The following is a 26727-nucleotide window of genomic DNA, read 5'->3' on the forward strand; positions in this document are numbered from 1 at the left end:
GACCTAGTCGTACAAATCCGCGGCACGAGCCTCGAACGCCTGAACGATCCGGTGCATGGCCTCGTTGAAAACGACGCCGATGATGCCCTGCAGGATGGCGTTCTTGAATTCGAAGTCCACGTGGAAAGACACATTACACCCGCCCTCGGGCGCGTCCGCGAACTGCCAGTCGGACTTCATGTATTTGAACGGACCGTCTAGATACTCGGTGTCGATCTTCATCTGATCGGGGAACAGCGTCACCCGGCTGCCGAACCGTTCGCGGAACACCTTGAACGAAATGACCAGATCCGCCTCCATCACCTGCGCTTCACCGGCGGCGTAGGTCCGGCGGATACGGGCGGCAGCACACCAGGGCAGAAACTCGGGGTACTTCGCCACATCCGCGATCAGGTCGTACATCTGCTGCGCCGTATACGGCAGGTGGCGGGTTTCCGAATGAGTAGGCATGGCGTCCGGTATTAACAGGTGACAATGGCGCGTGATTTCGTATGTTGCGCGCCAAAGATCAAGGGGGCAGCGATGAGCGACCGTGCATATGTGATAGATGAGATGATCTCGGCCAAGGCCATCGCCGCCCGGATCGAAGAGCTGTGCCGCGAGATCAGCACCGAGTTTGCCGACACCGACAAACTGGTCGTGGTCGGCCTGCTGCGTGGCAGTTTCGTCTTTATCGCTGATCTGGTACGCGAGTTGGACCTGCCGATCGAAGTGGATTTTCTTGAAGCATCATCCTACGGCGATTCGATGGAAAGCAGCCGAGAGGTGCGTATTCTCAAGGACTTGCGCGGTGCAATTGAAGGGCGCGACGTTCTGGTCGTTGAGGATATCGTCGATACCGGCCACACTCTGAACCACGTGACCAACTTGCTGCGCAGCCGCAAACCCGCGCGGCTGAGGTCCATCGCACTGCTGGACAAACCCAGTCGGCGCGAGGTCGATTTCCGGTCCGACTGGATCGGCTTCGAAATTCCAGACGAATTCGTTGTGGGGTACGGAATCGACTACGCCCAACGCAATCGCAACCTGCCTTTCATCGGCAAGGTCCGCTTTACCGAGGACTAAGCGGCCCCAACACCTGCTGAATCGCACCGACGAAAATCCCGGTTCCGATCGGGATCAGAGCGTCCGGGAAATCGTAATCCGGGTTGTGCAGTTGGGGGTGATCCACCCCCGACCCAAGCCAGAACATTGCAGACTTGGCGCCTTTGCCGAACTGTCCAAAGTCTTCCGAAAACTTTTGCGGGTTGGATGCCAACGTACATGGCACGTCCGCTTCATCACAGGACCTGCTGAGGATATCGACAGCCTCGGGCGCGTTCACACAGGCCTCGAACACGTCTTCATAACCGATCTCATAGCCCAGCCCCTGATCTGAAGCGACCTGCGCAACCAACGCCTCGGCCTCGTTCATCAGGTTCTGCATTCGCGCATCGGCGACAGTGCGCAAGGTCACCCAAAGCTCGGCCCTACCGGGGGCAACGCCAAAGGTCGGTTCGCCCAGATTAGCGTGTGTCACCGTGGTCAGGGCAAACTCAGCATCCAGAGCCCCGCCCTGCCCCAACCCCGTCAATTGCGGCATCAGGAGCGCCAGCGCCCCAGCTGGTGACACCCCGTCCTGTGGCGCCGCCGCGTGTGAGGTTTTGCCGGTCAGAACAATCTTCATCCCACGCGAGGCACAATTCGCGGGCCCCTTGCACAGCAGCACGTCCCCCTGCGCCAAGCCCGGCAGGTTGTGCAGGGAAAACACAAAATCCGGCGCGATTTCGGCAAACTTTGGATCGGCCCGAAAGGCGATGGCCCCTTGCCCGGTTTCCTCGGCCGGTTGAAAGATCAGAACCACGCGGCCCGTTTGCGGGCGGGATTGGGCCAGTTGCTCGGCCACACCCAGAACCATCGTCATATGGCCATCATGCCCGCACAAATGCCCCTTTCCAGGAACACGCGAAGCATAATCCGAGTCAGAGATTTCCTGAATCGGCAACCCGTCCAGCTCGCACCGAATAGCAACGGTTGACCCGGCCTGTCCGCTGTCAAAAACGCCCGCCACCCCATGACCGCCAATACCCGTCAGCACCTGATCGGCACCACGGGCGTGCAATTCATTCGAGATCCGGGCAGCGGTTTGTTCCTCCTGCCCAGAGACCTCAGGGTATTGATGCAATTCGTGGCGCAGCCGAGTCAGCCGCGAAAGTGTGTCAGGGGTCACCCTTGCTCCAGCTTTTTCTGACGCGCATCGCGCAGACGGGCAAAGTCATCGCCTGCATGGTAGGACGACCGGGTCAGAGGCGTCGCGGACACCATCAGGAATCCCTTGCCGTAAGCCGCCTTTTCGTAGGACGCGAACTCCTCGGGCGTGACAAAGCGATCGACGCCGTGGTGTTTCGGCGTGGGCTGCAAGTACTGACCGATGGTCAAGAAATCGATATCGGCAGCGCGCATATCGTCCATGACCTGCCGGACCTGTTGTTCGTCTTCCCCAAGGCCAACCATGATGCCCGATTTGGTAAAGATCGACGGATCCATCTCTTTGACCCGCTGCAACAGACGCAGCGAGTGGAAATACCGAGCTCCGGGGCGCACTTCGGGGTAAAGGCCCGGAACGGTTTCGAGGTTGTGGTTGAACACATCCGGTTTCGCCTCGACCACAGTTTCCAGAACCAAAGGATCACATTTCAGGAAGTCAGGCGTCAGGATTTCAATCGTTGTCTTGGGCGAGCGGTGACGCACCGCGCGGATGGTCTGGGCAAAATGCTCTGCCCCGCCATCTTTCAGGTCGTCCCGGTCAACCGAGGTGATAACCACGTGGTTCAGCCCCAGCTTTTGCACGGCATGCGCTACCCGACCGGGTTCGAACGCGTCCAGATCGTCGGGGCGACCGGTCGCAATGTTGCAGAAAGTACAGCCACGGGTACAGATCTCACCCATGATCATCATGGTGGCGTGACCCTGGCTCCAGCATTCGCCGACATTCGGGCAACCGGCCTCTTCGCAGACGGTCACGAGGTTGTTCTCGCGCATGATCTTGTGGGTTTCGGCATACCCTTTTCCACCCGGAGCCTTAACCCGAATCCATTTCGGCTTTTTCGGCTGCGCATTGTCCTGGCGATGCGCCTTTTCGGGATGACGTTGTTCGGGGATCTTCAGATCACGCACGGTCGGCTTTCCTGACTTTTGGTCACTTTGCTACGACATAATATAAACAGTGACAGATTGCTACGCCACCCATGCATAGCTGCCATAACAGCGCACTATGCAATTGCAGAAAAACACCAGACAAATCCCGGCTAAATCCTATTGAAAACAGTCCGCTTTGCAGTATCCGCCAGAATTCGCGTTTGCGGCAACAATAGCGTTGAAGCCAATTTAGAACTGTTTTAAATCTGCGGCAGTTCACACATGAATCACAGGAACTTGAGCATGAAATCCGGTACCAAACTGCCTGACGTAACCTTTCACACCCGCGTCCGTGACGAGGCCGTCGAAGGCCCCAACCCGTTCCGTTGGGAAGACAAGACCACTGCAGATTACTTTGCCGGCAAACGGGTGATCCTGTTCTCGCTGCCCGGTGCGTTCACCCCCACCTGTTCGACCTACCAGCTGCCCGGTTTTGAAAACGGTCATGCCGAATTCAAGGAAAAAGGCATCGACGAGATTTACTGCATGTCGGTGAATGACAGCTTTGTCATGAACAAATGGGCGCAGGATCAGGGCCTGGAAAACGTCAAGGTGATCCCGGATGGTTCGGGCGAGTTCACCCGCAAGATGGGCATGCTGGTCGACAAAGACAACCTGGGCTTTGGAATGCGCTCGTGGCGCTATGCTGCCATCGTCAACAACGGCGTCGTCGAGGCATGGTTCGAAGAGCCCGGCCTGATGGATAACTGCCCGGAAGACCCCTATGGCGTGTCCTCGCCGGAAAACCTGAAAAAGCACCTAGACGAAGTCAAGGAACCGGCTCTGGCCTAAGCTTTTCTACGATCCAAAACAAAAGGCCCGCCATCGGCGGGTCTTTTCTTTTTCAGGCGCGAGTCGCGGTCACGATGTCTTCGCCGACCCGCTGAATGACCTCAGCCAGACCGTCGAACCAACCCTCTCGACCGGATGACACACGTCGCACCAGACCAACCGTCCGTGCGGGTTGCGGCGTGCCGAAACGCATTAATTTCAACCCGGGCACAGCTTCGGATTCCGACCGCGCCGCAAGTTCGGGCATCAGGGTCAGGCCAAAGCCTTCGGCCACCAGTCGGGACAGGGTCGCCAGCGACGACGCACCCATATTGATCAACCCGCTGCTGCGGTCCTGCCCGCAGACCTCAAGCGCCTGATCCGTCAAACAGTGGCCATCATCCAGCAACATCAACTGCGCGGTTTTCAGGTCCAGTGGCCGAAGGGCCTCGGGGTTTGTTGCCATTCCCTGCAGGCGCGCCGTGCTACCGGCCAGAAGAAACCGATCCTGAAACAGGGGCAGTTCGAACAGCTCATTTCCCCCAACCGGCAGAGCCACGACCCCAGCGTCGATTTCCCCGGCACGCAACATATTCAGTAGCCGCTCGGTCCTGGCCTCGCGTACTTGCACTCGCAGCGACACGTCAGAGGCGCGCAACCCAGCCAGAACGCCGGGCAGCAAATACGGCGCAATTGTTGGAATGATCCCAATCGCCAGCGATCTGTGCCCACCCGAGCGATCCCTGGCAAATTGGTCCAGCCTGTCGGCGGCTCCCAGAACCTGACGCGCATGGTCCAGCACATCGCGCCCCAACGGAGTCAGTAGGATGTCGCGGGCCTGACGTTCGAAAAGCGGGCCACCCAAGCTCTCTTCCAGCGCCTTGATCTGTACGGACAAAGCAGGTTGAGACACATGGCAGGTCTGCGCCGCCCGGCCGAAATTTCGTTGTTCGGCGACGGCGCTGAAATACTGCAACTGTCTGAGGGTGAAATTCATAACCTGTGATTATCACTTGGCTGCACGAACGCAACCAAAACATATCACCCGATCATGCGATTACGCTCTGACTGGCATTCGTAATGCCGCTTGAGTCGCTGCAGCGCGATCCGCAGCACGATCTTACCCGACCGCGCCGACCAGCCCATTCGTTTTTCTGCCAGCTCCAACCCTTCGAGGTAACAGCAGCAGCGTAGCGCCACGTCGCTCAGTCCCGGCCCGAGATCCGACAGCGCACGCTCCACGCGATCCCGCGCATCGGACGAGCCCCGCCCGCCATGCGCCTCGCTTTTGAAGCTACCGCGCCCTCCGGCGGTCAGGAAATGGTCCCAGTTCTGCGCGACTTTTGGGCCGATTTGCGCCAACTCAAAATCCTCACGCAGACGTTCACCCGCTGCCACCAGCGATTCATCCAGAAACGGCTTGCCATCCCGGTCCCGTCGGCGTGCCAAGGCGATCAGAGGGCTTTCAGCCGCACTGTAGCGAATACGCTTTGGCCGATCCGCTTTTGCAGACGTACTCTGCCCCGGCGCCAATTGCGCCTGAAATGGCGCCTGCGCCTCGGCCATGCCAAATTCACTACGCTCGCGCGCCTTGTTCTCGGCCTCGGCAATCAAACAGCTCAGCGCGGCCCGACCTGCCGACGAAATCCGATAGCGCGAAATTCGCCCCGGATTGTCACAGGAAATCCAGTCCTTCAAGGCCAGCGCCTGCGCGATCCTGCATTCCACTACGGCCGTTCTGGTGGCCCCGGTGTCGCCGGTGTCACGAACCACAACGGCCTTGTCCATTTCCTCGGCCACCGCAAGGACCGATCCCGTTTCACACAACCGGCGTAGAATCCGCAGGGCTTCACGGTTGAATTCCTCGTCCCTGGCGGCTGCGGTTTCCTCTTGAGTGGCTGTGAACGTGCCACCCGCGCCCGCTTGCGGATCGGTAAAATGCGTCTCGGCCAGCGATTGCAGGGCGGCATCCACCAAAGGATCGTCTCGGCGCATTTCGATCCGTCTAATCTGTCTGAGAATGGTTGAAGCATGGCACCCCGCGGATCGCGCGATGTCGCGGATCGACTGGCCGGTCTCTGTGTGAGCAAGATATCTCTGCGCCCCCTCAGGTACCCAAGCCGGAATGGTGAAAGCCATGTTATTTTCCATAGTTCCTTGCCCTCGTCGAAACAAAAATCTGTTCTCAATCGCCCCCGATGAGTTTGTTAACCAATTCTAACTAGAGTTGCTTTCGTTACTCGTTCGTTAACCCACGGGGACAAGAACCAGATTTGATTCAAAAACATAAACACTCATGAAGTCAGAGTTCGGCGCGAGCCCAATCAAGGCTACACTCGCTTAGGTTGTGTGACAAAAGGAGCGACTTCCACTCGAACAAGGAACCCCCGAGATGCAAGACTTGATGACGATGATTAGCACCCTCCGCCGTCCCCGCCTGTTGGCTCGGGCCGCGAAATTTGGGGCGCAGGACTATGATCGGGACCGTCATCTGCAACGTATTCTGGGATACGGCTCGCTGCCAGGCACCGGCGCAGCACTGGTTCGACTGATGGAAATGGAACGAGAGGTTAACGCGCAGAGATTAGAGGAAGACGCGGCCTATTCCCTGGTGCGCCATCTGGATCTGTTGATCGCGTTGTTGGGCGAAGCGCAGCTGTATCAAGCCAGCCGCGCCTCGCAATATCAGTGATCAGGTGAAAGCATCCGGCATGGATGCTTTCTTTTCCGCCACGTATTCGTTCAGCGCGGCGTTGATTTCCGGGTCGAGTTGCGGCTGCTGGTAGTTGGCCAGCAGATGCTCGACCCGCGCAGCGGCCAAAGTCCGCGTGTCGCGCCCGCCTTCGTCTTCCCAGGTCTCGAACGGCTTATAGTCCAGCACTTCGCTCTTCCAGAACGCCTCTTTGAAGTTGGCCTGAGTATGCGCGCAACCCAGATAGTGGCCGCCGGGGCCAACTTCGCGGATTGCATCCATGGCCTGCGAGTTCTCGTCATAGGTGATGCCTTTGGCCAGACCGTGCAGAACGCCCAGCTGATCAGCATCCATGACGAACTTCTCAAAGTCTGCAACCAGACCGCCTTCCAGCCAGCCGCATGAGTGCAGCATGAAGTTCACACCGGACATCAGGCCCATGTTCAGCGAATTCGCGGTCTCATAGGCCGCCTGCGCATCCGGCAGCTTCGATCCACAGAACGAGCCAGCCGAACGGAAAGGCAGATTCAAACGCCGTGCCAACTGACCTGCGCCATAGGTAACCAGAGACGCCTCGGGCGTCCCAAAGGTCGGCGCGCCCGAGTTCATGTCGATAGACGACACGAAGGCACCAAAGATTGCCGGAGCACCTGGACGGATGATCTGGCTGTATGCCACACCGGCCAGAACCTCGGCCAGAACCTGTGTCAGTGTACCTGCCACCGAAACCGGTGCCATCGCGCCGCCGACAATAAAGGGCGAGATGATGCAGGCCTGATTGTTTGCCGCATAAACCTCGAGCGAGCCCATCATCACGTCGTCGAAGGTCATCGGCGAGTTGATGTTGGTCAGCGAGGTCATGACAGTGTTTTCCTGCACGAACTCTTTGCCGAACAGGATCCCGCACATATCAACCGAATCCTGCGCGCGGCTGGGATCGGTGACCGAGCCCATGAACGGCTTGTCCGACAGGGTCATGTGCGCCATCAGCATGTCAAGGTGACGCTTGTTCACCGGAACGTCGGTCGGCTCGCAAACAGTTCCGCCCGAGTGGTGCAGCCACTTGGACATATAGGCCAGTTTCACGAACTTGTTGAAGTCGTCCATGGTCGCATAACGTCGACCGCCATGGATATCGCGCACAAACGGAGGACCGTAGACCGGCGCCAGAACCAGGTTGCGGCCGCCGATGACAACCGATTTCTCGGGGTTGCGGGCGTGCTGGGTAAACTGGCTGGGCGCCGTCTTGATCAGCTCACGCGCCAGGCCGCGCGGGATGCGCACGCGCTCACCGTCGACATCGGCGCCAGCGTCTTTCCAACGCTGCAGCGCACCCGGGTTGTCAACAAAGTTGACGCCAACCTCGGCCAGAATGGTTTCCGCATTGGCCTCGATGATCTCCAACGCCTCTTCGTTGAGAACTTCGAAATTCGGAATGTTCCGTTCGATGTATTTCGCGGTTTCGATACGAACCGCGGTGCGCTCGGCCCGCCGGGCGGCTCCGCCACCGCCTCTGGCTCTGCGTCGGTTTGCCTCTGCCATGAGATAGCCCCGTTGTAATGTTCACGTTGCAGATTGTGTTACCGGAACACCAGATCACATCAGAAGTGGATTGCGGCGCAATAGGGGTAAAAGCGACATGATCGTCCGTTCAGTTTTGTTTTGACCCTTCTTCCTTGATGCTCATGATAGAGACATGAAATCGGAATCGCAAAATTTACCGTCCACCGAAATTGAGCGAAAAACCCTTGATGCGGCCGAAATTGGTGCCGTTGCGCACCTGTACCGAGGCGAGGTTTACCGAAGCACCATCTGGCGCACGCGCTTGGATACAACGACGAACTGGGCAGTTGTTACGCTGGGTGTCGCACTGTCTATTTCCTTTTCCTCACCCGAAGCTTCCCCCCTGCCACTGGTGCTTGTCGGCGTTCTTATCATCCTGTTCCTCATGCTCGAAGCGCGACGCTATCGATATTTCAACGTTTGGCGCGCGCGGGCCCGTTGGCTTGAGACCCATTTCTATGCACCATTACTTTATGATGGCGACCTGCACATGGAGGAGAACTGGCAAAAAGTTCTGGCACAGGACTATTTGCATCCGCGCTACCACGTCAGTCTGATAATCGCGATCGGTCGCCGAATTCGCAGGAACTATCTTTGGATTCTGTTGATCCAAAGTCTTGCTTTCTGCGTCAAAATCTCAGTTCACCCTACTCCGGTTGCAAATTTCTCTCAGGCCATCGACCGTGCGGATGTAGGACCAATTCCCGGTGAGGTTCTCATTGTAACCGGTATTTTCTATATCCTGTGCTGGTCCGTGATCGCAATCTGGAGCTACCGGGCGGACGCCAGCCGCGCCTCACACCGCGGGAGAGAAAAGTCTGAATCAATGGGCTAGGAGCAAGTTCAGATTGCTTTTTTCATCTCGACTGAATTGCCGCTGATTTCCGTTTCAAACCAACCCAGATGCGCATAGATCGCGCGTGTATCCCACATCTGACGGTGGGTTCGCAAAACCATTTGCATGCATCCAGCCTCACGCGCTTCGGCCTCGGCCCTTGCCAACAGTTTTCCGGCAATCCCCTGCCCTTGTTCCTTTGGCGAAACAGCCAGATTGAAAATCTTCATCTCGGTATCCAGCCTGTCGAAGATGACAACCCCTGCCAACCCGGCATCTGTAATGGCCAAAACCACCCGGTGATCCGAAATATCCTGCTCAATACCCGCCGTCACATCTGGTAAATCGGCTATAGTTTTGCGCGCACTAGAATAAGCCGCCGCTATACACTCAGTGATCGCCTCTGCATCTTCCTGTGTCGCGTTCACGAAGCGAATGTCCGTCATTGATCCGATCTCCCTCTGTATCTGTCAGGAAACACCTTCATAACGCTTGCACATAGCCGCCGCGCGACCTAAGAGCCAGTCATGAGCCAGACATCCCATGACCGCCTTCTGATCATCGACTTCGGCAGCCAGGTGACGCAGCTGATCGCACGCCGCCTGCGCGAGTTGAATGTCTATTGTGAAATCCACCCCTACCAGTATGTCACGATGGACTTTGTGCGCGAAATGGCGCCCAAGGCCGTGATCTTCTCGGGCGGGCCGGACAGCGTGACGCGCGAGGGTTCTCCCCGCGCCCCGCAAGAGATTTTTGACTATGGCGTGCCGATCCTTGGCATCTGCTATGGCCAACAAGTGATGATGCACCAGTTGGGCGGCAAGGTGGAAAGCGGCCACGGCACCGCCGAATTCGGCCGCGCTTTTGTCACGCCGAAAGGTCAGTTGGACATTCTGGACGGCTGGTTCGCCGACGGTGACGAGCAGGTATGGATGAGCCACGGCGACCACGTCAGCGAAATCGCCCCGGGGTTTGAAGTATTCGGCACCTCACCCAACGCGCCCTTTGCGATCACCGCCGACACCAGCCGCCATTTCTATGCCGTTCAGTTCCACCCCGAGGTGCACCACACCCCGAAGGGCGCGAAGCTGTATGAGAACTTCGTCAAACTGGCCGGGTTCGATGGCGACTGGACCATGGGCGCCTACCGCGACGAGATGATCCGCAAAATCCGCGAGCAGGTCGGCGAAAAGAAGGTCATTTGCGGGCTGTCCGGCGGTGTCGACAGCTCGGTCGCAGCGATCCTGATCCACGAGGCGATTGGCGATCAGCTGACCTGTGTGTTTGTCGACCATGGGTTGCTGCGCAAGAACGAAGCACAGGAAGTCGTCGGCATGTTCCGCGACAACTACAACATTCAGCTGATCCATGCGGATGAAAGCGACCTGTTCTTGGGTGAGCTGGACGGCCAGTCTGACCCCGAGACCAAGCGCAAGATCATTGGCAAGCTGTTCATCGACGTGTTCCAGAAACACGCCGACACCATCGAAGGCGCCGAGTTCCTGGCGCAAGGCACACTCTATCCCGACGTGATCGAATCGGTCTCGTTCTCGGGCGGTCCGTCGGTCACCATCAAATCGCACCACAATGTGGGTGGCCTGCCAGAAAAAATGGGCCTGAAGCTGGTCGAACCCCTGCGTGAACTGTTTAAGGACGAAGTCCGCGCCTTGGGCCGTGAACTCGGACTGCCGCAAAGCTTTATCGGTCGTCACCCCTTCCCCGGACCGGGTTTGGCGATCCGCTGCCCCGGCGAGATCACCCGCGAGAAACTGGAAATCCTGCGCGAGGCCGATGCGGTCTATATCGACCAGATTCGCAAACACGGACTGTACGACGAGATTTGGCAGGCCTTTGTCGCAATTCTACCCGTTCGCACCGTGGGTGTGATGGGTGACGGACGGACCTATGACTACGCCTGCGCCATGCGGGCGGTGACCTCGGTCGATGGCATGACTGCCGATTACTACCCGTTTACTCACGAATTCCTTGGCGAAACCGCCACGCGGATCATCAACGAGGTCAAGGGCATCAACCGATGCACTTACGATATCACCTCGAAACCTCCGGGAACGATCGAGTGGGAATGACAAAAAGCCGGGCACTGTCCCGGCTTTTTTGTTTAAGTTCAGCGAGAAACCAGCGATTCCCGCAGGCAGGTGAATGGACAGCAGTAAACCACAGATCGGCAAAGCCGCGCTTTGGATGACCGGGGCAATTGCCTCATTCTCATCCATGGCCGTCGCTGGACGAGAGCTTAGCGTAACGCATGATACTTTCGAAATCATGTTCTACCGCAGCCTTGTCGGCATCTGTGTCGTGGCGCTGGTCCTGACATTGTCTGGAAAGTGGCATCAGGTCTCTACACACAGGCTGGGGCTGCATGGTATTCGGAACCTTATGCATTTCACCGGCCAGAACCTGTGGTTCTACGCCGTCTCGGTGATCCCTCTGGCGCAGGTTTTTGCGCTGGAGTTTACCCAGCCCATCTGGGTCATTCTGCTGTCTCCGCTGCTGCTGAAGGAACGCCTGACCCCAGTTCGCGTCCTGTCTGCGCTGATCGGTTTCGCAGGTATCCTGATCGTCGCGCGTCCCGGAGCAGTACCAATAAGTACCGGCGTTGTTATGGCTGCACTTTCGGCGGTTTTCTTCGCTCTGACAACCATCTCCACCAAGACCCTGACGCGGTTTGCCAGCATTGGCTGCATCATGTTCTGGCTGACCGTCATGCAGGCATTTTTGGGCCTGATCGCGGCGGGCATCGACGGGCAAATTGCCCTGCCCACTCCGGCCACTGCACCTTTCCTTTTGCTTGTAGGGTTTGCAGGCCTGCTGGCCCACTATTGCATCACAAACGCCCTGGCCATCGCCCCCGCCACTGTCGTGGTTCCGTTCGATTTTGCCCGTCTGCCTACGATCGCGGTGGTGGGAACGATTCTGTATCAAGAACCGCTGGATCTTTGGACCCTTTTGGGCGCTGCAGTGATATTCTCTGGTATATTTTTGAACGTTCAGGCCGAAAATCGTAACAGTTTGGCAACAGAATCCCGGCACTCTCATAAGTAGTAACGCACCGTCACCGGTTGACGGTTAAACACGGGTAAAGAAAGTATCGAGCACCATAAGGCAGGTCGGTCGCAACCACTCCAAACTTGGATCAGACCTGAATAACACCTTTAGGGAGGACACAATGAAAAAAGCGCTATTACAGGCGTGCGTACTGAGCGTAGGGGCAACCGGTGCTTATGCTGGCGGTCTGGACCGCAGTGGACAGGGTGTGAACATTCTGTTCGAAGAAGGCTCTGTGGCTCAATTCCGTCTGGGTTACACATCACCGGATGTCAGCGGGTCGATGATCGACCAGATACCCGGTAGCCCAACCTTTGGCGAAAGAGTTGACTCGGGTAACATCGCGAACGACTTCTTCACGCCACATCTCGCGTATAAAGCCGCGCTGACCGACAACCTCGATTTCGCACTGGTTTACGATCAGCCCTTTGGTGCTGATGTTGAGTATTCCTCTGAATATCCGATCTCACAGAATGTGCTCGGGTTTTCCCCTCCATTTCCCCCTGGTGCGAACCAAGACGTCTTGCGCGCGAAGGCTGACACAGATGCCGTAACAGCACTGCTGCGCTATAAATTCGAAGGCGGGTGGAGCGCCATCGGTGGCGTTCGCGCCCAACGCCTGAAAGCAAGCGTTTCTGTTCCCCTTGCGGGTGCCGGCCTTCAACCGATCCCGTCCGGTGGATACCGCGTTGAAACAGATGCTGAAATCGACTTTGGCTATGTTGTTGGTGTTGCTTGGGAACGGCCTGACATCGCGGCCCGGGTATCTTTGACTTATAACTCGAAAATCACACATGATCTTTCGCAGACAGAGGCAAATGACTCGCTGGCGTTTACTCCGTTCCCGGAAATCGCAAGAACCAGCGCTGACTCAACGTCCGAAGTGGTTACGCCGCAATCGGTCAACCTCGACTTTCAGACTGGCGTTGCGCCCAAAACCTTGCTGTTCGGTTCTGTTCGTTGGGTTGACTGGCCGCAAACCGTATATGCTCCACCGGTTTATACCGGTCTGACAGGTATTAACCTCGTCGACTACGAAGAGGCCACCTGGACCTACTCGCTCGGCCTCGGCTATCAGTTCTCCGAAGAGTTTTCGGGTGCAGTTACAGTGGGCTACGAAAGTTCACAGGGTAATCCTGTGTCCAACCTCGGCCCGACAGATGGGTTCTGGAGCATTGGCGTTGGCGGTACCTACTCGCTGGAACGTGCGAAAATCTCGGGCGGTGTACAATACACCGACATCGGTGACGCAACCGCAAATGGTGCTGGCCCTGACAACCGCGCTACATTCTCAGGCAATAGCGCCTGGAGCGTTGGCTTCCAGATCACCTACTCGCTGAGCTAAGCAAAAATACTCTTTCACGTTAAACCCCGCTATCTTGGCGGGGTTTTTCTTTGCGCAAGTTCCGGGTCGCACGAAAGTAACCCAACTGCGACAAAGAACCATGACAAAGCAAAAACACCTTTCTCCTAAAGCATGGGCCGAGCTTCTTTTGCTGGGCCTGATCTGGGGCGCTTCGTTCCTTTCAATCCGTATCGCACTGGACACGATCCCAGTGATGACCTCTGTGTTTCATCGGGTTTTCTGGGCAATGTTGGTACTTTGGATAGTGGTTCGGGTTCAACGGCTAGCTGTTCCGTCCAGTCCTCGCGTTTGGCTGGCATTTCTGGTTATGGGGTTGCTCAATAATGCAATCCCGTTTTCCCTGATGTCCTGGGGGCAGCTTTACATCGAGACCGGCCTCACCTCGATCTTGAATGCGATGACGGCCATTTTCGGTGTCATCGTCGCAGCGATGTTTTTCAAGGACGAACGTCTTAGCCGAACCCGCGCGATTGGTGTCGGGCTCGGGTTTCTTGGGGTCACAATTGCTATCGGGCTGCGCAACTTCGCCAGTTTCGATCTGCAGAGCATGGCGCAACTTGCCGTCATCGCAGGCACGGTTTCCTATGCGCTGGCCGGTGCTTGGGCGCGGGTTACCTTGTCTGACCTGCCTCCTGTCGTCGCAGCAGCCGGTATGTTGACTGGGTCGACCCTGCTGATCCTTCCGATCACGCTGGTGGTCGATGGTGTGCCAAGTCTGGATCTGCCACTGATTACATGGGCTGCGATTGGTTATTATGCCTTGGTCGCAACTGCGGGAGCTTACCTTTTGTATTACCGAGTATTAGCCATGGCAGGTGCGGGTAATCTATTGCTGGTCACTTTGGTCATCCCTCCAGTTGCCATCGTACTGGGCGCGGTTGTGCGCGATGAGGCCCTGCCCCCGCAAGCCTTTCTGGGCTTTGCCATCCTTGCGATTGGGTTGCTGATCCTCAACCGCGCAGGCGCACGCGATTGACGCCGCCCGCTGCCCGTTTTAGCTAGGTCAGAAAAAGGGACAGCGGACGATGATCTACGGCTCGGCAAAAGACTGGCGCGACGCGACGCGGAAAAAGGTGCTGTTTTTCGGCATGTCGGGGCTGGGCAAAACCTATGTGTCCAACGTCCTGCGCGATTCTGGTGACTGGTTCCACTATTCCATCGATTACCGCATCGGAACGCGTTACATGGGGGAATACATCGCCGACAATGCCAAGGCCGAGGCGATGAAGGTCCCGTTTCTGCGCGATCTTCTGTTGTCGGATTCGATTTATATCGGCTCGAATATAACATTCGAAAACCTGACCCCTGTGGCCGCCTATTTGGGTAAGCCGGGCAATCCGGCTTTAGACGGGATGGAGCTGCACGAATACCGCCGCCGGCAGGAACAGTTCCGTCTGGCAGAAATCCACGCCCTGTTGGATACCGAGTATTTCATCGACCGCGCACAACGCCTCTACCAATACCCGCATTTCATTTGCGATACGGGTGGGTCGATTTGTGAATGGGTGGATCCCAACGATCCAGCCGACCACGTGCTGTCCGAACTGTCTCGTCAAACTTTAATGATCTGGATTCAGGGCGATGAAGACCACACCGCCGAACTGATCCGCCGCTTTGACAAGGCCCCCAAGCCGATGTCCTACCAACCCGAATTTCTGACCCGCGTCTGGAACGACTACCTGACCCAGAACGAGTGCCGGGCCGAGGACGTGGACCCCGACGCCTTTATCCGCTGGACTTATGCGCAGGCGCTGGCGCACCGTCAGCCGCGCTATCAGGCGATGGCCGAGAATTGGGGTGTAGCCGTCACCGCCGACGACATGCACAAGGTGCGCGACGCTGCTGATTTCGATGAGTTGATCGAACGCACCCTTGAGACCCGCGCAAACCGCGCTTAACTACCGCTTCTATACTGAAACTCCAAAGGCTTGCACCTGATGCCGATCAAGATTCCCGCCGACCTTCCTGCATTTGACGTCCTCACGAAAGAGGGCGTCTCGGTCATGGCCGAGGATCAGGCGATGCGTCAGGATATTCGCCCCCTGCGCATCGGGTTGCTGAACCTGATGCCCAAGAAAATTCAGACCGAAAACCAGTTCGCGCGCTTAATCGGCGCGACTCCGCTGCAGATCGATCTATCTTTGATCCGCATGACCGAACATCGCACCAGAAATACCGCTGCCGAACATATGGCCGAGTTTTACCGCCCCTTTCAGGACGTCAAGGACGAGAAATTCGACGGCCTGATCATCACCGGTGCGCCAATCGAACATCTGAATTTTGTCGATGTCACCTATTGGGATGAAATGCGCGAGGTCTTTGAATGGACACAGACGAACGTGCATTCCACCTTTGGCGTCTGCTGGGGCGGGATGGCGATGATCAACCACTTCCATGGCGTGCGAAAACACATGCTGGACGCCAAGGCGTTCGGCTGTTTCCGCCACTCGAACCTCAACCCGGCCTCGCCGTTCCTGCGCGGGTTCTCGGATGATTGCGTGATCCCGGTCAGCCGCTGGACCGAGATGAAACAGGCCGAGATTGATGCGGCCGATGGGCTGGTGACCTTGCTGGGCAGTGATGATGTCGGTCCCTGTCTGGTCGAAGATCGGGCGCATCGGGCGCTCTATATCTTCAACCATTTCGAGTATGACAGCGATACCCTGAAGCAGGAGTATGATCGCGACGTTACAAATGGCACGCCGATCAACGTGCCGATGAACTACTATCCGGATGACGACCCGGCCCAGACGCCGCAGAACAGATGGCGCAGCCACGCACACCTGCTTTACGGCAACTGGATCAGTGAAATCTACGGCACCACCCCGTACGACATCAGCCGGATCGGTGTAGAAAAAACCGATCTGAGGGCCTGATCCTGTGCTGCGCGTCGGTATCATAGTCCTGACCTTGATGGTCGCGCTATGGGCCGTCGCAATCTGGCGCGCGGCCCGGAGCGAAGCCCGCGCTGAGGCGGCCTTCCCCCTCGAAGGTCAGATCGTCGAGGTCGATGGAATCGCTGTCCATGCCGTTGTGATGGGCGAAGGACCGAACGTGGTGCTGCTCCACGGTTCCAGCGGCAACACGCGCGACATGACCTTTGCGCTGGCCCCGATTTTGGCCGAAAACTACCGCGTGATCGTGTTTGACAGGCCTGGGTTGGGCTATAGTGACAGCTTCAACCCGAACGGAGAAACCATTACGGAGCAGGCGGAAATCCTGCAAAAGGCCGCGGCCCAGCTTGGTGCCGACAAACCTATCGTGGCTGGCCAAAGCTATGGCGGGTCCGTCTCTCTTGCTTGGGTGGTGACACGGCCTGACAATATTTCGGCGCTGGTCCTGATCGCGCCCGCAGCTGTACCGTGGGAAACTCCGCTGGACGGATTCAATCAAATGGCATCGACATCAGTTGGCAATGTCGCGGCCCTGCCCTTGGTAACCGCTTTTGTGCCCGAGTGGTTTGTTGAAAAAACGCTGGACCAAGTGTTTGCGCCTCAAACCACGCCTGACGGTTATGCAGATCACTTTGGGCCGGGTCTAACCATGCGCCGCGCCTCTATGCATGCCAACGCCAAACAGCGTGCCAACCTGCTGGAAGAGGTCCGCGCCCTGCGGCCTCTGTATGGAGAGATCGACGTCCCAACCGAAATCGTTCACGGCACCGCTGATGACACAGTTGACCTCGAATGGCATTCGCACCGGTTGCTCGATGAAATTCCGGGGGCGGAACTGATTGAACTGCCGGGTATAGGGCATATGCCGCAGGTTGTGGCCGCGCCCGAAGTCGCTGCCGCCATCGACCGCGCCGCGCAACGTGCGGGTTTGCGTTAAGCTCGCTGCTAATCCATAGTAGGATATGGATTTTATGGCGAGGTGACACATGGCCCGTTCCGAAAAAGGTTCCATCGAAAAATACTTCAAGAAAGACGCCCCAAAAGAGGTGCGCTCGGCTATCGAGAAATCCGGCAAGGGCGACATTCTAAACCCGACCTACCCTTACGATGAGCGCATGAAGCGTAAGGATTACGACAAGGAAATGGAGAACCTGCAGATTGAACTGGTCAAGATGCAGTCCTGGGTCAAGGAAACCGATCAACGAGTGGCGCTGATTTTCGAGGGTCGGGATGCGGCTGGCAAGGGTGGCACGATCAAGCGGTTCCGCGAGAATCTGAATCCTCGGGGCGCGCGTAACGTCGCGCTCAACAAACCTTCGGACACCGAGCGCAGCCAATGGTATTTTCAACGCTACGTCCAGCACCTTCCCGCAGCCGGTGAGATCGTGTTCTTCGACCGCAGCTGGTACAATCGCGGCGTCGTTGAAAACGTTTTTGGTTTCTGTACCGCAGAAGAGCGAGAGCGGTTCTTCCGCCAGGTGTTACCGTTGGAAACCGGGCTGGTGAATGATGGGATTACGCTGTTCAAGTTCTGGCTGAATGTCGGCCGCGCCGAGCAGCTGAACCGGTTTCTGGCCCGCGAAACTGACCCACTGAAGCAATGGAAGCTCAGCCCAATCGACGTTGCAGGCCTGAACAAATGGGATGAATACAGCGAGTCGATCTCGGAAACCCTGACCCGCAGCCATTCAGAGCATTGCCCGTGGACTATCGTCCGGTCTGACGACAAGAAACGCGCAAGATTGGCCGCCATTCGCACTGTGTTGCACGCGCTGGACTATGATGAAAAGGACGAGAAAGCCATCGGCGACAATGATCCCAAAATCTGCGGCGGGCCGGAAATCTGGGATGCGTAACCAATAGTGGACGAACACCCCTGGACGGATTATGTCATGTATCTCTGCGGCTTAAACAACAAAGGCACCTGAAACAGGGATGACAAAACGCGGGTATCACCACGGCAACCTGAAACAGGCTTTGATCGAGGCTGCACTGTCTCTGATCGAGGAAAAAGGCCCGACCGGCTTCACCTTGTCCGAGGCAGCCAAAACCGCTGGGGTCACCCCGGCTGCAGTTTACCGGCATTTCCATGGGCGTGAAGATCTGATCGCCGAAGCGGCGCGGCAAGGGTATGAGATGTTCGCGGACCTGATGCAATACGCCTATGACAAGGGCCAGCCCTCCGCCTTAGCCGCGTTCGAGGCAACTGGCCGCGCGTACCTCGCCTTTGCGCGCAAGCATCCGGGCCATTACATCGCCATGTTCGAAAGCGGTATTTCCATCAACCGCACACCCGAACTGGCGCTGGCGGCGAACCGGGCGAAAGCAGTGCTCGAAAAAGCGGCCTCGGATCTGTCGCAGCACATCCCGCCGGAAAAACGCCCGCCCGCATCGATGTTCAGCGCACATATCTGGGCGATGAGCCACGGTGTAGTTGAACTGTTCGCCCGCAACACCGGTGCAAGTTCGCCCTTCCCTCCAGAGGATTTGCTGGAGTCTGGAATTGGTATTTACCTGCGCGGTCTGGGACTTGTTCCGCAAGACGATTGAAGATCAGAACCTGGGCAATGGCTGCGGCGCACTCAGCCCAGAAGTCACATTGATAAGCTCCATTTCCCCCATGCCTTTGATATCCACCCGCCCCAGATCCGAGACCTGAAACTCGTCGATCAGAGCATATTTCATTTCTTCCGGAGCAACGATTTTCATAGGGTTGGCAAACACTTGCAGACGCGAAGCGATATTCACCGCCGGGCCAAATACATCATAAACGTATTTTTGGATTCCAACTACAGACCCAACCGCAGCCCCCGTCCCCAACCCAATGCGAGCCAGCCATTTGTGCGGATGGCTTTCATTGCGCCTCTCCAGATAACGCAGAAAACGCACCGCACAATGGGCCACGGCGGTCGCGTGATCCGGTGTCGGATCCGGCATACCAGACACCGCCAAATAAGCGTCGCCGATGGTTTTAATCCGCTCGCAACCGAATTGTTCAACGATGCGATCAAAGGCAGTGAAGATGTCGTTTAACTCACTCAGTGTGACGGTAGGGTCTGTTTTGGCTGCGAAATCCGTAAACCCAACGAAATCCAACATCACCACGGATACCTGATCATAGAGCTGCGGCGTAACAACCCCGAAAGCTTTGAACTCTTCGTACACAGCTTTCGGCATCACATTCAGTAACAGTCTTTCAACCCGTTCCTTCTCGCGCTCCAGTTCTCGTGTATTCCGCTCGACCATAGTCGAATAGCTATCGATCATACTCTCGAGCTCTCGAATGCGTGTAATATTCTGGCATTCAACGACCAAAACCTGCTCGGACAAACCGTTTGCCAACGACACAGCCGTCGCGAATATCAGCGTTCTACGTTTTGGTTTGATTTGCAGTTCGACAGTATAGCGAAGCCCAGATTGCTTGACGTCATCCAATTCACGTTGATCCAATGAGGGCAGAATATCCAGTAAAGTCTGCCCCTCGGACGGAGTACCAAACCAATCAGCGAAAGGTCCGTTGTGAAAAACAAAGGTCAGATCCGACGCGCGCACGACAGCCACGCCGACTCCGATAGCGCGCAGCAACTGTTCGTTTATTGCCAGAATGCTCATGCCGCGTCTCGTGCAACAATAATGGCGCGCTTTGATTCAATGGCTTGCAAGGCAATCTTTATATGATCTTCCCGCATTCCGTGCATTGAAAGCGCCTCGGCAAACAACTCGGCCATTTCATCGAAATCACCATGAGAGATGTTCAGATTCCTGTGAACAGCTTCTATTCGATCATCACTAAAGGAAGCCGGTCCACCAACCAGAGAAGAGACAAACTTAGTCTGATGGTCGATGAGGCGCGGCATTTCGATGTCTTCGAAATGGCCGCCAATCTGATCAGACTCCAAGGCCATTTCATAGAATGTCATTACGATCCGACTGATCGTTTTGAACCCGCCATATCTTTCATAGATTGTCTGACCCACACCACACACCCAAGCATAAACTAGAAACAACACTGCAATCTTATATCACATTGACAGTTTTGTTAACGCTTATAGGGAGGTCGGCAGAAGGGATAATTACCCTCCTGCCGATCAGATCAGGCGTTGATCGTGTTATGTTCGGGCCCATAGGGGAAGCCGGTAATGTTCTCTGCACCGTCTTCTTCAACAACCAGAATGTCATGTTCGCGATAACCGCCTGCGCCCTTCTGGCCTTCGGGAATCCACAGCATCGGCTCGATCGAGACGACCATACCGGGCTCCAGAACCGTGTCGATATCTTCGCGTAGTTCCAGACCGGCTTCGCGGCCATAGTAGTGGCTGAGAATGCCGAAGGAGTGACCGTAGCCAAAGGATCGATATTGCAGCAAACCCTCATCTGCGAAGAACCGGTTGATCTCATCGCAGATGCCAGAACATGTCGCGCCAGGTTTGATCAGGCTCAGCCCCAGCTCATGCGCGGCTACGTTGGCCTTCCAGATGCGCAGACTCTCCGCATCGGGTTCGCCGAGGAACAGCGTGCGCTCAAGCGCTGTGTAATAGCCTGAGATCATCGGAAACGTGTTCAGCGACAGGATATCGCCCTTTTGCAACGCACGTTTGGTGACCGGGTTATGTGCGCCGTCGGTGTTCAGTCCAGACTGGAACCAGACCCAGGTGTCGCGGTATTCCGCATCCGGATAGGCTCTCGCAATCTCGGCCTCCATCGCGTCGCGTCCGGCCATGGCGATCTCGATCTCGGTCGCGCCTTCGCGGATGGCTGCGTGGATGGCCGCACCACCCACATCCGCTGTGCGTGCGCCGTCCTTGATCAAATCGATCTCTTCGGCGGATTTCACCATCCGCGCGGCCATCGTATCAGGAGCAATATCCACCAGTTCCGGCCCGCCCAGCATATCCAGCGCGGTGTCACGCATCGCCAGCGTCATGTGATCGCCTTCGATACCGATCCGGCCTACCGTGCCAATCAGGCTGGCCACCGCGCGCCAGTAATTGTTCCGCTTCCAGTCGGTATAGATCACGTTTTCCTCGACCGAGCGTCGCCACGGTTGACCCGCATCGATATTCGCCGACACGGTTGTACATGCGTCCTGCGTCACAACGCAGCCATACGGGCGGCCGAACGAGCAATACAGAAAACCCGAGTAATAGGCGATGTTGTGCATCGACGTCAGAAGCACCGCCGGGATGTCGCGCGCCGCCATTGTTGCGCGCAGGCGGGCCAGACGCCGGGAGTATTCCGCCTTGCTGAAGGGCAGCGGGGCCTTGTCGCCATTGTGGCTGGTGAAGAATTCGGGGCGATTTTGCAGGTCAGTCATTTGGTCTCTCCTCAATGCCGGACAGGCACCGCCCGGCCACAAGTCCCGGCGTTCAGGACAAGCGGCCTCGGGAACCGAGAGCCATGCACCCCGCCTTGCGTCACGACGCCATCGTGACCGGAGTGCATGGTGAAATCGCTAAATCAGCTTTCGAGTCGCGTCAAGCCGGGCTAAGCCCCCGCAGGCGTTCCGACCGCCGCCGTAGCAGTTCAACCGTGGTCAGCAAAGCAATCGAGATGACCACGAGGATCGTAGCAACTGCCAGAATGGTCGGGCTGATCTGTTCCCGCAGGCCGGTAAACATCTGCCAAGGCAGCGTTTTCTGGCTGGCAGAGCCAACAAACAGAACCACAACAACTTCATCAAACGAGGTGATGAAGGCGAACAACCCGCCCGAGATAACCCCCGGCAGGATCAGCGGCATCTGAATCTTGAAGAAGGTCCGTACCGGCCCTGCCCCCATATTCGCGGCGGCCCGCGTCAGCGACTGATCGAACCCGACCAGTGTCGCTGTCACCGTGATGATCACGAAGGGAATACCCAAAACAGCATGTGCGAGGATGACCTTCACATAGCCCACAAAGTTCTTGTCCATTCCCAGCGTACCCTCAAGGAACCGGCCGATATCGCTGTAGAAAAAGAACATACCGGTCGCCGAGATAATCAGCGGCACGATCATGGGCGAAATCAGGATACCCATAATGGCCCGACGCCCCGGCACATGCGATTGGCTGAGGCCGATGGCAGCCAGCGTCCCCAAAGACACCGAAATGATCGTCGCAATCGGCGCAATGATCAGCGAGTTCTTGAAGCTGCGTTGCCATTCATTGTTGGTGAAGAAGTCGCGGTAATGCTTCAGCGAATACCCCTCGGGGTCCAGCCGCAGCATTTCGGGCGTGAAGGTAAAGAAGTCCTGTGCGTTGAACGACAGCGGCAGAACCACCAGGATCGGCGTGATCAGGAAGACAAAGATGGCACCGCAAATCACGCGGAACAGGTAATGCTCGAACACCTGCCGACCTGTCAGATAGGGCAACAGCTTTTGCCGATAACGCCCCTCGTAGAGCCAAAAGATGAAGAAGGCAAAGAACCACCCCGCCAGCAGCCCGACGATTAATCCGGTCATCCCGGCGAAGAAGAACCCGATGGCAGCAAGCCCTAGAACGGTGATCCAGCGCGCGACACGTTCGTTGTCGAGAACGGTGATATAGACCCAGGCCAGCGCCGCCATCAGCGCGGCACCGATCACGATGCCCAGCAGGACATTGCCCTGCCCGGCTCCGACGAACATTCCGACAAACCCTCCGGCTATGGCGACTGCGGGCAGAACGACCGACAACGGTTTGCGGGATATAGGTGTAAGTGCTGCCATGTTCTTTATCCCAGTTTCACGTTATCAATGCCCACGATCTTGTCGTAGCACCAGTAGAGCAACAGAACGACCGCCAGCAGGATCGTCCCCAACGCCGCCGCCAGACCCCAGTTCAACGAGGACGAGATATGGTAGGCAATCCGGTTCGAGATGAAGACACCCTTGGTGCCGCCCACAATCTCGGGCGTGATGTAGTAACCGATGGCCAGAATGAACACGAGGATCGACCCCGCCCCGATGCCCGGGATGGATTGCGGGAAGTAGATCCGCCAGAACGTCGTCCAGTTGGTCGCGCCCATCGACTTGGCTGCGCGGGTGTAGGATGGCGGGATCGTCTGCATCACCGAATACATCGGCAGGATCATGAACGGCAGCAGAATGTGCGTCATCGCGATAATCGTGCCAAACTGGTTGTTGATGATCACCAGTCGTGCGTCATCTGCCACAAGTCCCAGCCAGACCAGCGTTTCATTGATTACGCCTTGCTGTTGCAGCATCACTTTCCACGCAGAAGTCCGCACCAGAAGCGACGTCCAGAAGGGCAACAACACCAGGATCATCAGCAGGTTCGAAACCCGCATCGGTAGCGTCGCCAGTAAGTACGAGACCGGATAAGCCAACAAGATGCAGGACCCGGTGATTATTAGCGACATGAACAGCGTGCGCCCGAACAGCTTGATCAGGATCTGCTTGTCCTCGGGCTGCGCCTGTGCGCCTTCGGGTGTACGGCGCATGTCAACGGCGTTAAGGAAATAGCCGTTGGTGATCGGAACCGCATGGGTTTTGATCGTGCGCCAAGTTTCAACATCGCCCCAGCCGTCATGAATCTCAATCAGCTTTTCCTTGAAAGGTGCGTCAGCCTCCGGATCCAATCGCTTGATACTACGCCCTGACTTACGGAACATCGAAGACATGCCGGTCTGTTCATAGTTCAGGCGCGTACCAAGTCTTGTGTGTGTTTTCGCCTCAACGGCTGCAACCATGTCTTTGGTGAAGGCTGCATACAGGGCTTCGTCGGGTAGCTCTCCACCTTCGGCGTCCCAATTTTTCAGTTCAACCACAGTCAGCGGGAGCGTTTCTGCGACGATGCTGTTCTCAACCGACCGTAGCAACATCGACACGATCGGGATCACAAACGAGAGCATTACAAACAGCAACAAGGGAGCAACGAGGGCCAGTGCCCTAAGCTTGCGGCGGCGCAGGGATCGCGCCAGTGATTTCTTCAGTGGCGTGCCATCTGCGGCCAGCATCGGACCGGATTGAGTAGCGTCAGTCATCTGCGTCCCTTGGTCTTTGGTGGATCGGGGCCATTGGCGGCCCCGATCTTGCGTTTCAAGACAGGCTTATTGTGCCAGCCATGCCTGGAACTTGGCGTCGATATCGTCGCGGTAATCAGCCCAGAACTCGTAGTTGTACAGGAACGTGTTCTTGGCGTTTTCCGGATCAGTCGGCATGTGCGGTGCCATATCGATGCCTAGATCAGCGTGCTGACCAACCAGCGGCGCCGACGAGGCACGGGCCGGACCGTACGAGATGTACTTGGCCTGATCCGCCAGACGTTGCGTGTCGGTCGCAAACTTCAGGTAATCCAGCGCGCGCTGTTTGCGTTCGTCATCCAAACCGGCGGGAATAATCCAACCGTCGATGTCAAACACCTGCGCGTCCCACAGCATTGCAACCGGTTGGTTCTGCTCTTCGATCACGCTGAACAGACGGCCGTTATAGGTCGAACCCATGATAACCTCGCCATCGGCCAGAAGCTGCGGCGTGTCGGCACCTGCAGACCACCAGACGACGCTGTCCTTGATAGTGTCCAGCTTTGCCAGCGCCTGATCCTGCCCTTCCGGGGTTGCCAGCACGTCATAGACGTCGTCCTTGGCTACACCATCACACAGCAGCGCCCATTCCATGTTGTTGATCGGGCGTTTTTCCAGCGAGCGTTTACCCGGATAGGTTTCCAGATCAAACACCGCGCAGATTTCAGTCGGAGGCGTGTCGCCAACCAGGTCGGTGCGATAGCCGAAGGTGGTCGAATACACGATGCTAGGGATGTAGCAGTCGCTGACAATAAGTTCACCGAAATCCTCAGATGCCGGCGTGCCATCGGGCGCAGGCTCCAGCATCGCGTCATGGTCGATTTCCATCGCCAGACCTTCATCGCACAGGCGGATCGCGTCCGAGGCCACAACGTCAACCACATCCCAGGTGATGTTGCCCGCTTCGTTCATTGCGCGCAGCTTGGCGACTGCTTCGTTCGAGCTGTCATCGTTCAGGATGGTGATACCGGTCTTTTCCGAATAGGGCTCGTGATAAGCTTTCAGCTGCGATTTGGAGTATGCGCCGCCCCACGAGACGATCGTCATCTCTTGGGCCATTGCGCCACCGGCAACCGCGGCAAGCGCACTCGCCATCAGAGTGGTTTTGGTAACTTTCATAGTTAACTCCCTGTTATACCCGTTAATTTTAACTTTGAAGACCGGATCACGGGGCAACCCGATCATCTGATGTCCCGCGCACCCGGGCGGATCACACGGGGATTTCCTGTATCAGGCGTCCAGCGCCCGGCAGTCGTGGGCCAGCCAACCGATCTCGACCTCTTCGCCAGGGCGCAACCTGACTGCATCCGGCGCGTTCCGGGTCTTGATGATGAAATCATCATTGCCCGCCACGGACAGGCGGAAGCGGAAAACGTCGCCCATATAGATGAACTCTTTCACCGTTGCCTTCAGCGTATGCGCATCAGCATGCAGCCGGTCCTTGTTGAATTCAACACGCTCGGGGCGGATCGAAACTTTGGTGCGATCGCCCGCGTTGTGGACGTTCACCGGTTTGGCATCAATCTCAGACCCGTCATCCAGAACCACCACGCAAGAGTCGCCGTCGATTGACTTAACAACGCCTTCCAATGTGTTGTTTTCACCGATGAACTGGGCAACAAAGCTGTTTTCTGGCTCTTCATACAGAAGATCAGGCGGCGCCAACTGCTGAATACGACCGTCATCGAACACGGCTACACGGTCCGACATTGTCAGGGCTTCGGTCTGGTCGTGGGTCACGTAAACGGTGGTAATCCCCAGCTCATGCGCCAGACGAGTGATTTCGAACTGCATGTGCTCGCGCAGTTGTTTGTCCAACGCGCCCAACGGTTCGTCCATCAGAACCAGTTCAGGTTCGAACACCAGCGCCCGCGCCAGAGCGATCCGCTGTTGCTGACCACCGGACAGTTGCGCCGGACGACGGCTGCCAAAGGCTCCCATCTGCACCATATCCAGCGCGCGTTTTACCTTTTCCTCGCGCTTCTCCTTGCCCATCTTCCGCACTTCCAACGGGAACGAGAGGTTCTCGGCCACAGTCATATGCGGGAACAGGGCGTAGTTCTGGAACACCATCCCGATACCACGCTTATGCGGCGGGATGTTGTTGATCGGCTTCCCGTCCAACATGATTTCGCCATGAGTGGCGGTTTCAAACCCGGCCAGCATCATCAGGCAAGTAGTCTTACCGGACCCCGACGGGCCCAGCATTGTCAGAAACTCACCTTTTGGCATTGAGAGGTTTAGATCTTTTACAACGAGTACTTCGCCATCATAAGACTTCTGGACACGCTGAAACTCGACGAACGCTGCGTCATTGGACATATACCGACTTGGCTCCCTGTGCGGTCTGTTGTTTGCCCG

27 protein-coding genes are annotated in these 26727 nt (G+C 56.9%); 13 read left to right on the plus strand and 14 right to left on the minus strand.

Annotated elements, in window-relative coordinates; translation table 11 throughout:
• Window positions 1–3: 3 nt before the first annotated feature.
• Window positions 4–450: a type II toxin-antitoxin system RatA family toxin gene (locus tag ACR0ER_RS01160; protein ID WP_480767355.1), complete on the minus strand. Its 447-nt coding sequence runs from the start codon at window positions 448–450 to the stop codon at window positions 4–6.
• Between the two features lie 72 nt (window positions 451–522).
• On the opposite strand from ACR0ER_RS01160, the gene hpt reads away from it, so the two are divergent.
• The gene (gene hpt / locus ACR0ER_RS01165) at window positions 523–1065 is read left to right on the plus strand and encodes a hypoxanthine phosphoribosyltransferase (protein WP_480767356.1); all 543 of its coding nucleotides are present in this window, start codon (window positions 523–525) and stop codon (window positions 1063–1065) included.
• Here hpt and ACR0ER_RS01170 read toward each other — a convergent pair.
• A complete protein-coding gene (locus ACR0ER_RS01170; RefSeq protein WP_480767357.1) occupies window positions 1052–2209 on the minus strand; it encodes an amidohydrolase in 1158 nt (385 codons plus the stop codon). The genes hpt and ACR0ER_RS01170 overlap by 14 nt on opposite strands.
• Window positions 2206–3156, minus strand: a complete 951-nt coding sequence (gene lipA, locus ACR0ER_RS01175) for a lipoyl synthase (protein WP_480767358.1) — start codon at window positions 3154–3156, stop codon at window positions 2206–2208. The genes ACR0ER_RS01170 and lipA overlap by 4 nt, the downstream gene beginning before the upstream one ends.
• A gap of 264 nt (window positions 3157–3420) precedes the next feature.
• Between lipA and ACR0ER_RS01180 the strand changes: the two genes are divergently transcribed.
• Window positions 3421–3969, plus strand: a complete 549-nt coding sequence (locus tag ACR0ER_RS01180) for a redoxin family protein (protein ID WP_480767359.1) — start codon at window positions 3421–3423, stop codon at window positions 3967–3969.
• Between the two features lie 52 nt (window positions 3970–4021).
• Here the strand turns inward: ACR0ER_RS01180 and ACR0ER_RS01185 are convergent, their stop codons facing one another.
• Together ACR0ER_RS01185 and ACR0ER_RS01190 are read right to left on the minus strand one after the other, a co-directional pair.
• On the minus strand, window positions 4022–4945 hold the full coding sequence (locus ACR0ER_RS01185; RefSeq protein WP_480767360.1) for a LysR substrate-binding domain-containing protein: 924 nt from the start codon (window positions 4943–4945) through the stop codon (window positions 4022–4024).
• 44 nt (window positions 4946–4989) lie between these two features.
• Window positions 4990–6099, minus strand: coding sequence for a DUF6456 domain-containing protein (locus tag ACR0ER_RS01190; protein ID WP_480767361.1), 1110 nt, complete (start codon window positions 6097–6099; stop codon window positions 4990–4992).
• 253 nt (window positions 6100–6352) lie between these two features.
• Here ACR0ER_RS01190 and ACR0ER_RS01195 point away from each other — a divergent pair, with 253 nt between their 5' ends.
• Entirely contained in the window at window positions 6353–6640 is a 288-nt protein-coding gene (locus tag ACR0ER_RS01195) for a DUF6477 family protein (protein WP_480767362.1), read from the plus strand.
• Here ACR0ER_RS01195 and ACR0ER_RS01200 read toward each other — a convergent pair whose 3' ends face one another.
• Window positions 6641–8182 (minus strand): trimethylamine methyltransferase family protein, encoded by a 1542-nt coding sequence (locus ACR0ER_RS01200; RefSeq protein WP_480767363.1) that lies wholly within the window; start codon window positions 8180–8182, stop codon window positions 6641–6643. It abuts the gene before it with no gap.
• Window positions 8183–8336: 154 nt separating this feature from the next.
• Between ACR0ER_RS01200 and ACR0ER_RS01205 the strand changes: the two genes are divergently transcribed.
• A complete protein-coding gene (locus tag ACR0ER_RS01205; protein WP_480767364.1) occupies window positions 8337–9038 on the plus strand; it encodes a DUF2270 domain-containing protein in 702 nt (233 codons plus the stop codon).
• 8 nt (window positions 9039–9046) lie between these two features.
• Here the strand turns inward: ACR0ER_RS01205 and ACR0ER_RS01210 are convergent, their stop codons facing one another.
• Window positions 9047–9484 carry a GNAT family N-acetyltransferase gene (locus ACR0ER_RS01210; protein ID WP_480767365.1) on the minus strand — a complete coding sequence of 146 codons (438 nt, stop codon included), beginning with the start codon at window positions 9482–9484 and terminating at the stop codon, window positions 9047–9049.
• Window positions 9485–9565: 81 nt separating this feature from the next.
• Here ACR0ER_RS01210 and guaA point away from each other — a divergent pair, with 81 nt between their 5' ends.
• From guaA to ACR0ER_RS01255, 9 genes are all read left to right on the plus strand, one after another.
• Complete coding sequence (guaA, locus tag ACR0ER_RS01215) at window positions 9566–11125, plus strand: glutamine-hydrolyzing GMP synthase (RefSeq protein WP_480767366.1); 1560 nt, start codon at window positions 9566–9568, stop codon at window positions 11123–11125.
• A 73-nt stretch (window positions 11126–11198) separates the two neighbouring features.
• On the plus strand, window positions 11199–12101 hold the full coding sequence (locus tag ACR0ER_RS01220; RefSeq protein ID WP_480767367.1) for a DMT family transporter: 903 nt from the start codon (window positions 11199–11201) through the stop codon (window positions 12099–12101).
• Window positions 12102–12225: 124 nt separating this feature from the next.
• The gene (locus tag ACR0ER_RS01225) at window positions 12226–13449 is read left to right on the plus strand and encodes an OmpP1/FadL family transporter (RefSeq protein WP_480767368.1); all 1224 of its coding nucleotides are present in this window, start codon (window positions 12226–12228) and stop codon (window positions 13447–13449) included.
• A gap of 100 nt (window positions 13450–13549) precedes the next feature.
• On the plus strand, window positions 13550–14446 hold the full coding sequence (locus ACR0ER_RS01230; protein ID WP_480767369.1) for a DMT family transporter: 897 nt from the start codon (window positions 13550–13552) through the stop codon (window positions 14444–14446).
• A 49-nt stretch (window positions 14447–14495) separates the two neighbouring features.
• Entirely contained in the window at window positions 14496–15368 is an 873-nt protein-coding gene (locus ACR0ER_RS01235) for an ATPase (RefSeq protein WP_480767370.1), read from the plus strand.
• Window positions 15369–15407: 39 nt separating this feature from the next.
• On the plus strand, window positions 15408–16346 hold the full coding sequence (gene metA, locus ACR0ER_RS01240; protein ID WP_480767371.1) for a homoserine O-acetyltransferase MetA: 939 nt from the start codon (window positions 15408–15410) through the stop codon (window positions 16344–16346).
• 4 nt (window positions 16347–16350) lie between these two features.
• Complete coding sequence (locus ACR0ER_RS01245; protein ID WP_480767372.1) at window positions 16351–17301, plus strand: alpha/beta fold hydrolase; 951 nt, start codon at window positions 16351–16353, stop codon at window positions 17299–17301.
• A gap of 49 nt (window positions 17302–17350) precedes the next feature.
• Window positions 17351–18220: a polyphosphate kinase 2 gene (gene ppk2, locus ACR0ER_RS01250; protein ID WP_480767373.1), complete on the plus strand. Its 870-nt coding sequence runs from the start codon at window positions 17351–17353 to the stop codon at window positions 18218–18220.
• A 79-nt stretch (window positions 18221–18299) separates the two neighbouring features.
• The gene (locus tag ACR0ER_RS01255; protein ID WP_475209743.1) at window positions 18300–18914 is read left to right on the plus strand and encodes a TetR/AcrR family transcriptional regulator; all 615 of its coding nucleotides are present in this window, start codon (window positions 18300–18302) and stop codon (window positions 18912–18914) included.
• Between the two features lie 3 nt (window positions 18915–18917).
• Here ACR0ER_RS01255 and ACR0ER_RS01260 read toward each other — a convergent pair whose 3' ends face one another.
• From ACR0ER_RS01260 to ACR0ER_RS01290, 7 genes are all read right to left on the minus strand, one after another.
• Window positions 18918–19976 (minus strand): adenylate/guanylate cyclase domain-containing protein, encoded by a 1059-nt coding sequence (locus ACR0ER_RS01260; protein ID WP_480767374.1) that lies wholly within the window; start codon window positions 19974–19976, stop codon window positions 18918–18920.
• On the minus strand, window positions 19973–20341 hold the full coding sequence (locus ACR0ER_RS01265; RefSeq protein WP_480767375.1) for a group I truncated hemoglobin: 369 nt from the start codon (window positions 20339–20341) through the stop codon (window positions 19973–19975). Before ACR0ER_RS01265 ends, ACR0ER_RS01260 begins: the two co-directional genes overlap by 4 nt.
• A 116-nt stretch (window positions 20342–20457) precedes the next feature.
• Window positions 20458–21678, minus strand: coding sequence for an aminopeptidase P family protein (locus tag ACR0ER_RS01270; RefSeq protein WP_480767376.1), 1221 nt, complete (start codon window positions 21676–21678; stop codon window positions 20458–20460).
• Window positions 21679–21838: 160 nt separating this feature from the next.
• Window positions 21839–23050, minus strand: a complete 1212-nt coding sequence (locus tag ACR0ER_RS01275; protein ID WP_480767377.1) for an ABC transporter permease — start codon at window positions 23048–23050, stop codon at window positions 21839–21841.
• A gap of 5 nt (window positions 23051–23055) precedes the next feature.
• Window positions 23056–24327, minus strand: a complete 1272-nt coding sequence (locus ACR0ER_RS01280) for an ABC transporter permease (RefSeq protein ID WP_480767378.1) — start codon at window positions 24325–24327, stop codon at window positions 23056–23058.
• Window positions 24328–24393: 66 nt separating this feature from the next.
• A complete protein-coding gene (locus ACR0ER_RS01285) occupies window positions 24394–25485 on the minus strand; it encodes an extracellular solute-binding protein (protein WP_170329905.1) in 1092 nt (363 codons plus the stop codon).
• Window positions 25486–25596: 111 nt separating this feature from the next.
• Window positions 25597–26688, minus strand: coding sequence for an ABC transporter ATP-binding protein (locus tag ACR0ER_RS01290; protein ID WP_480767379.1), 1092 nt, complete (start codon window positions 26686–26688; stop codon window positions 25597–25599).
• Window positions 26689–26727 lie beyond the last annotated feature (39 nt).

This window comes from Ruegeria sp. CH8 (assembly GCF_056536985.1).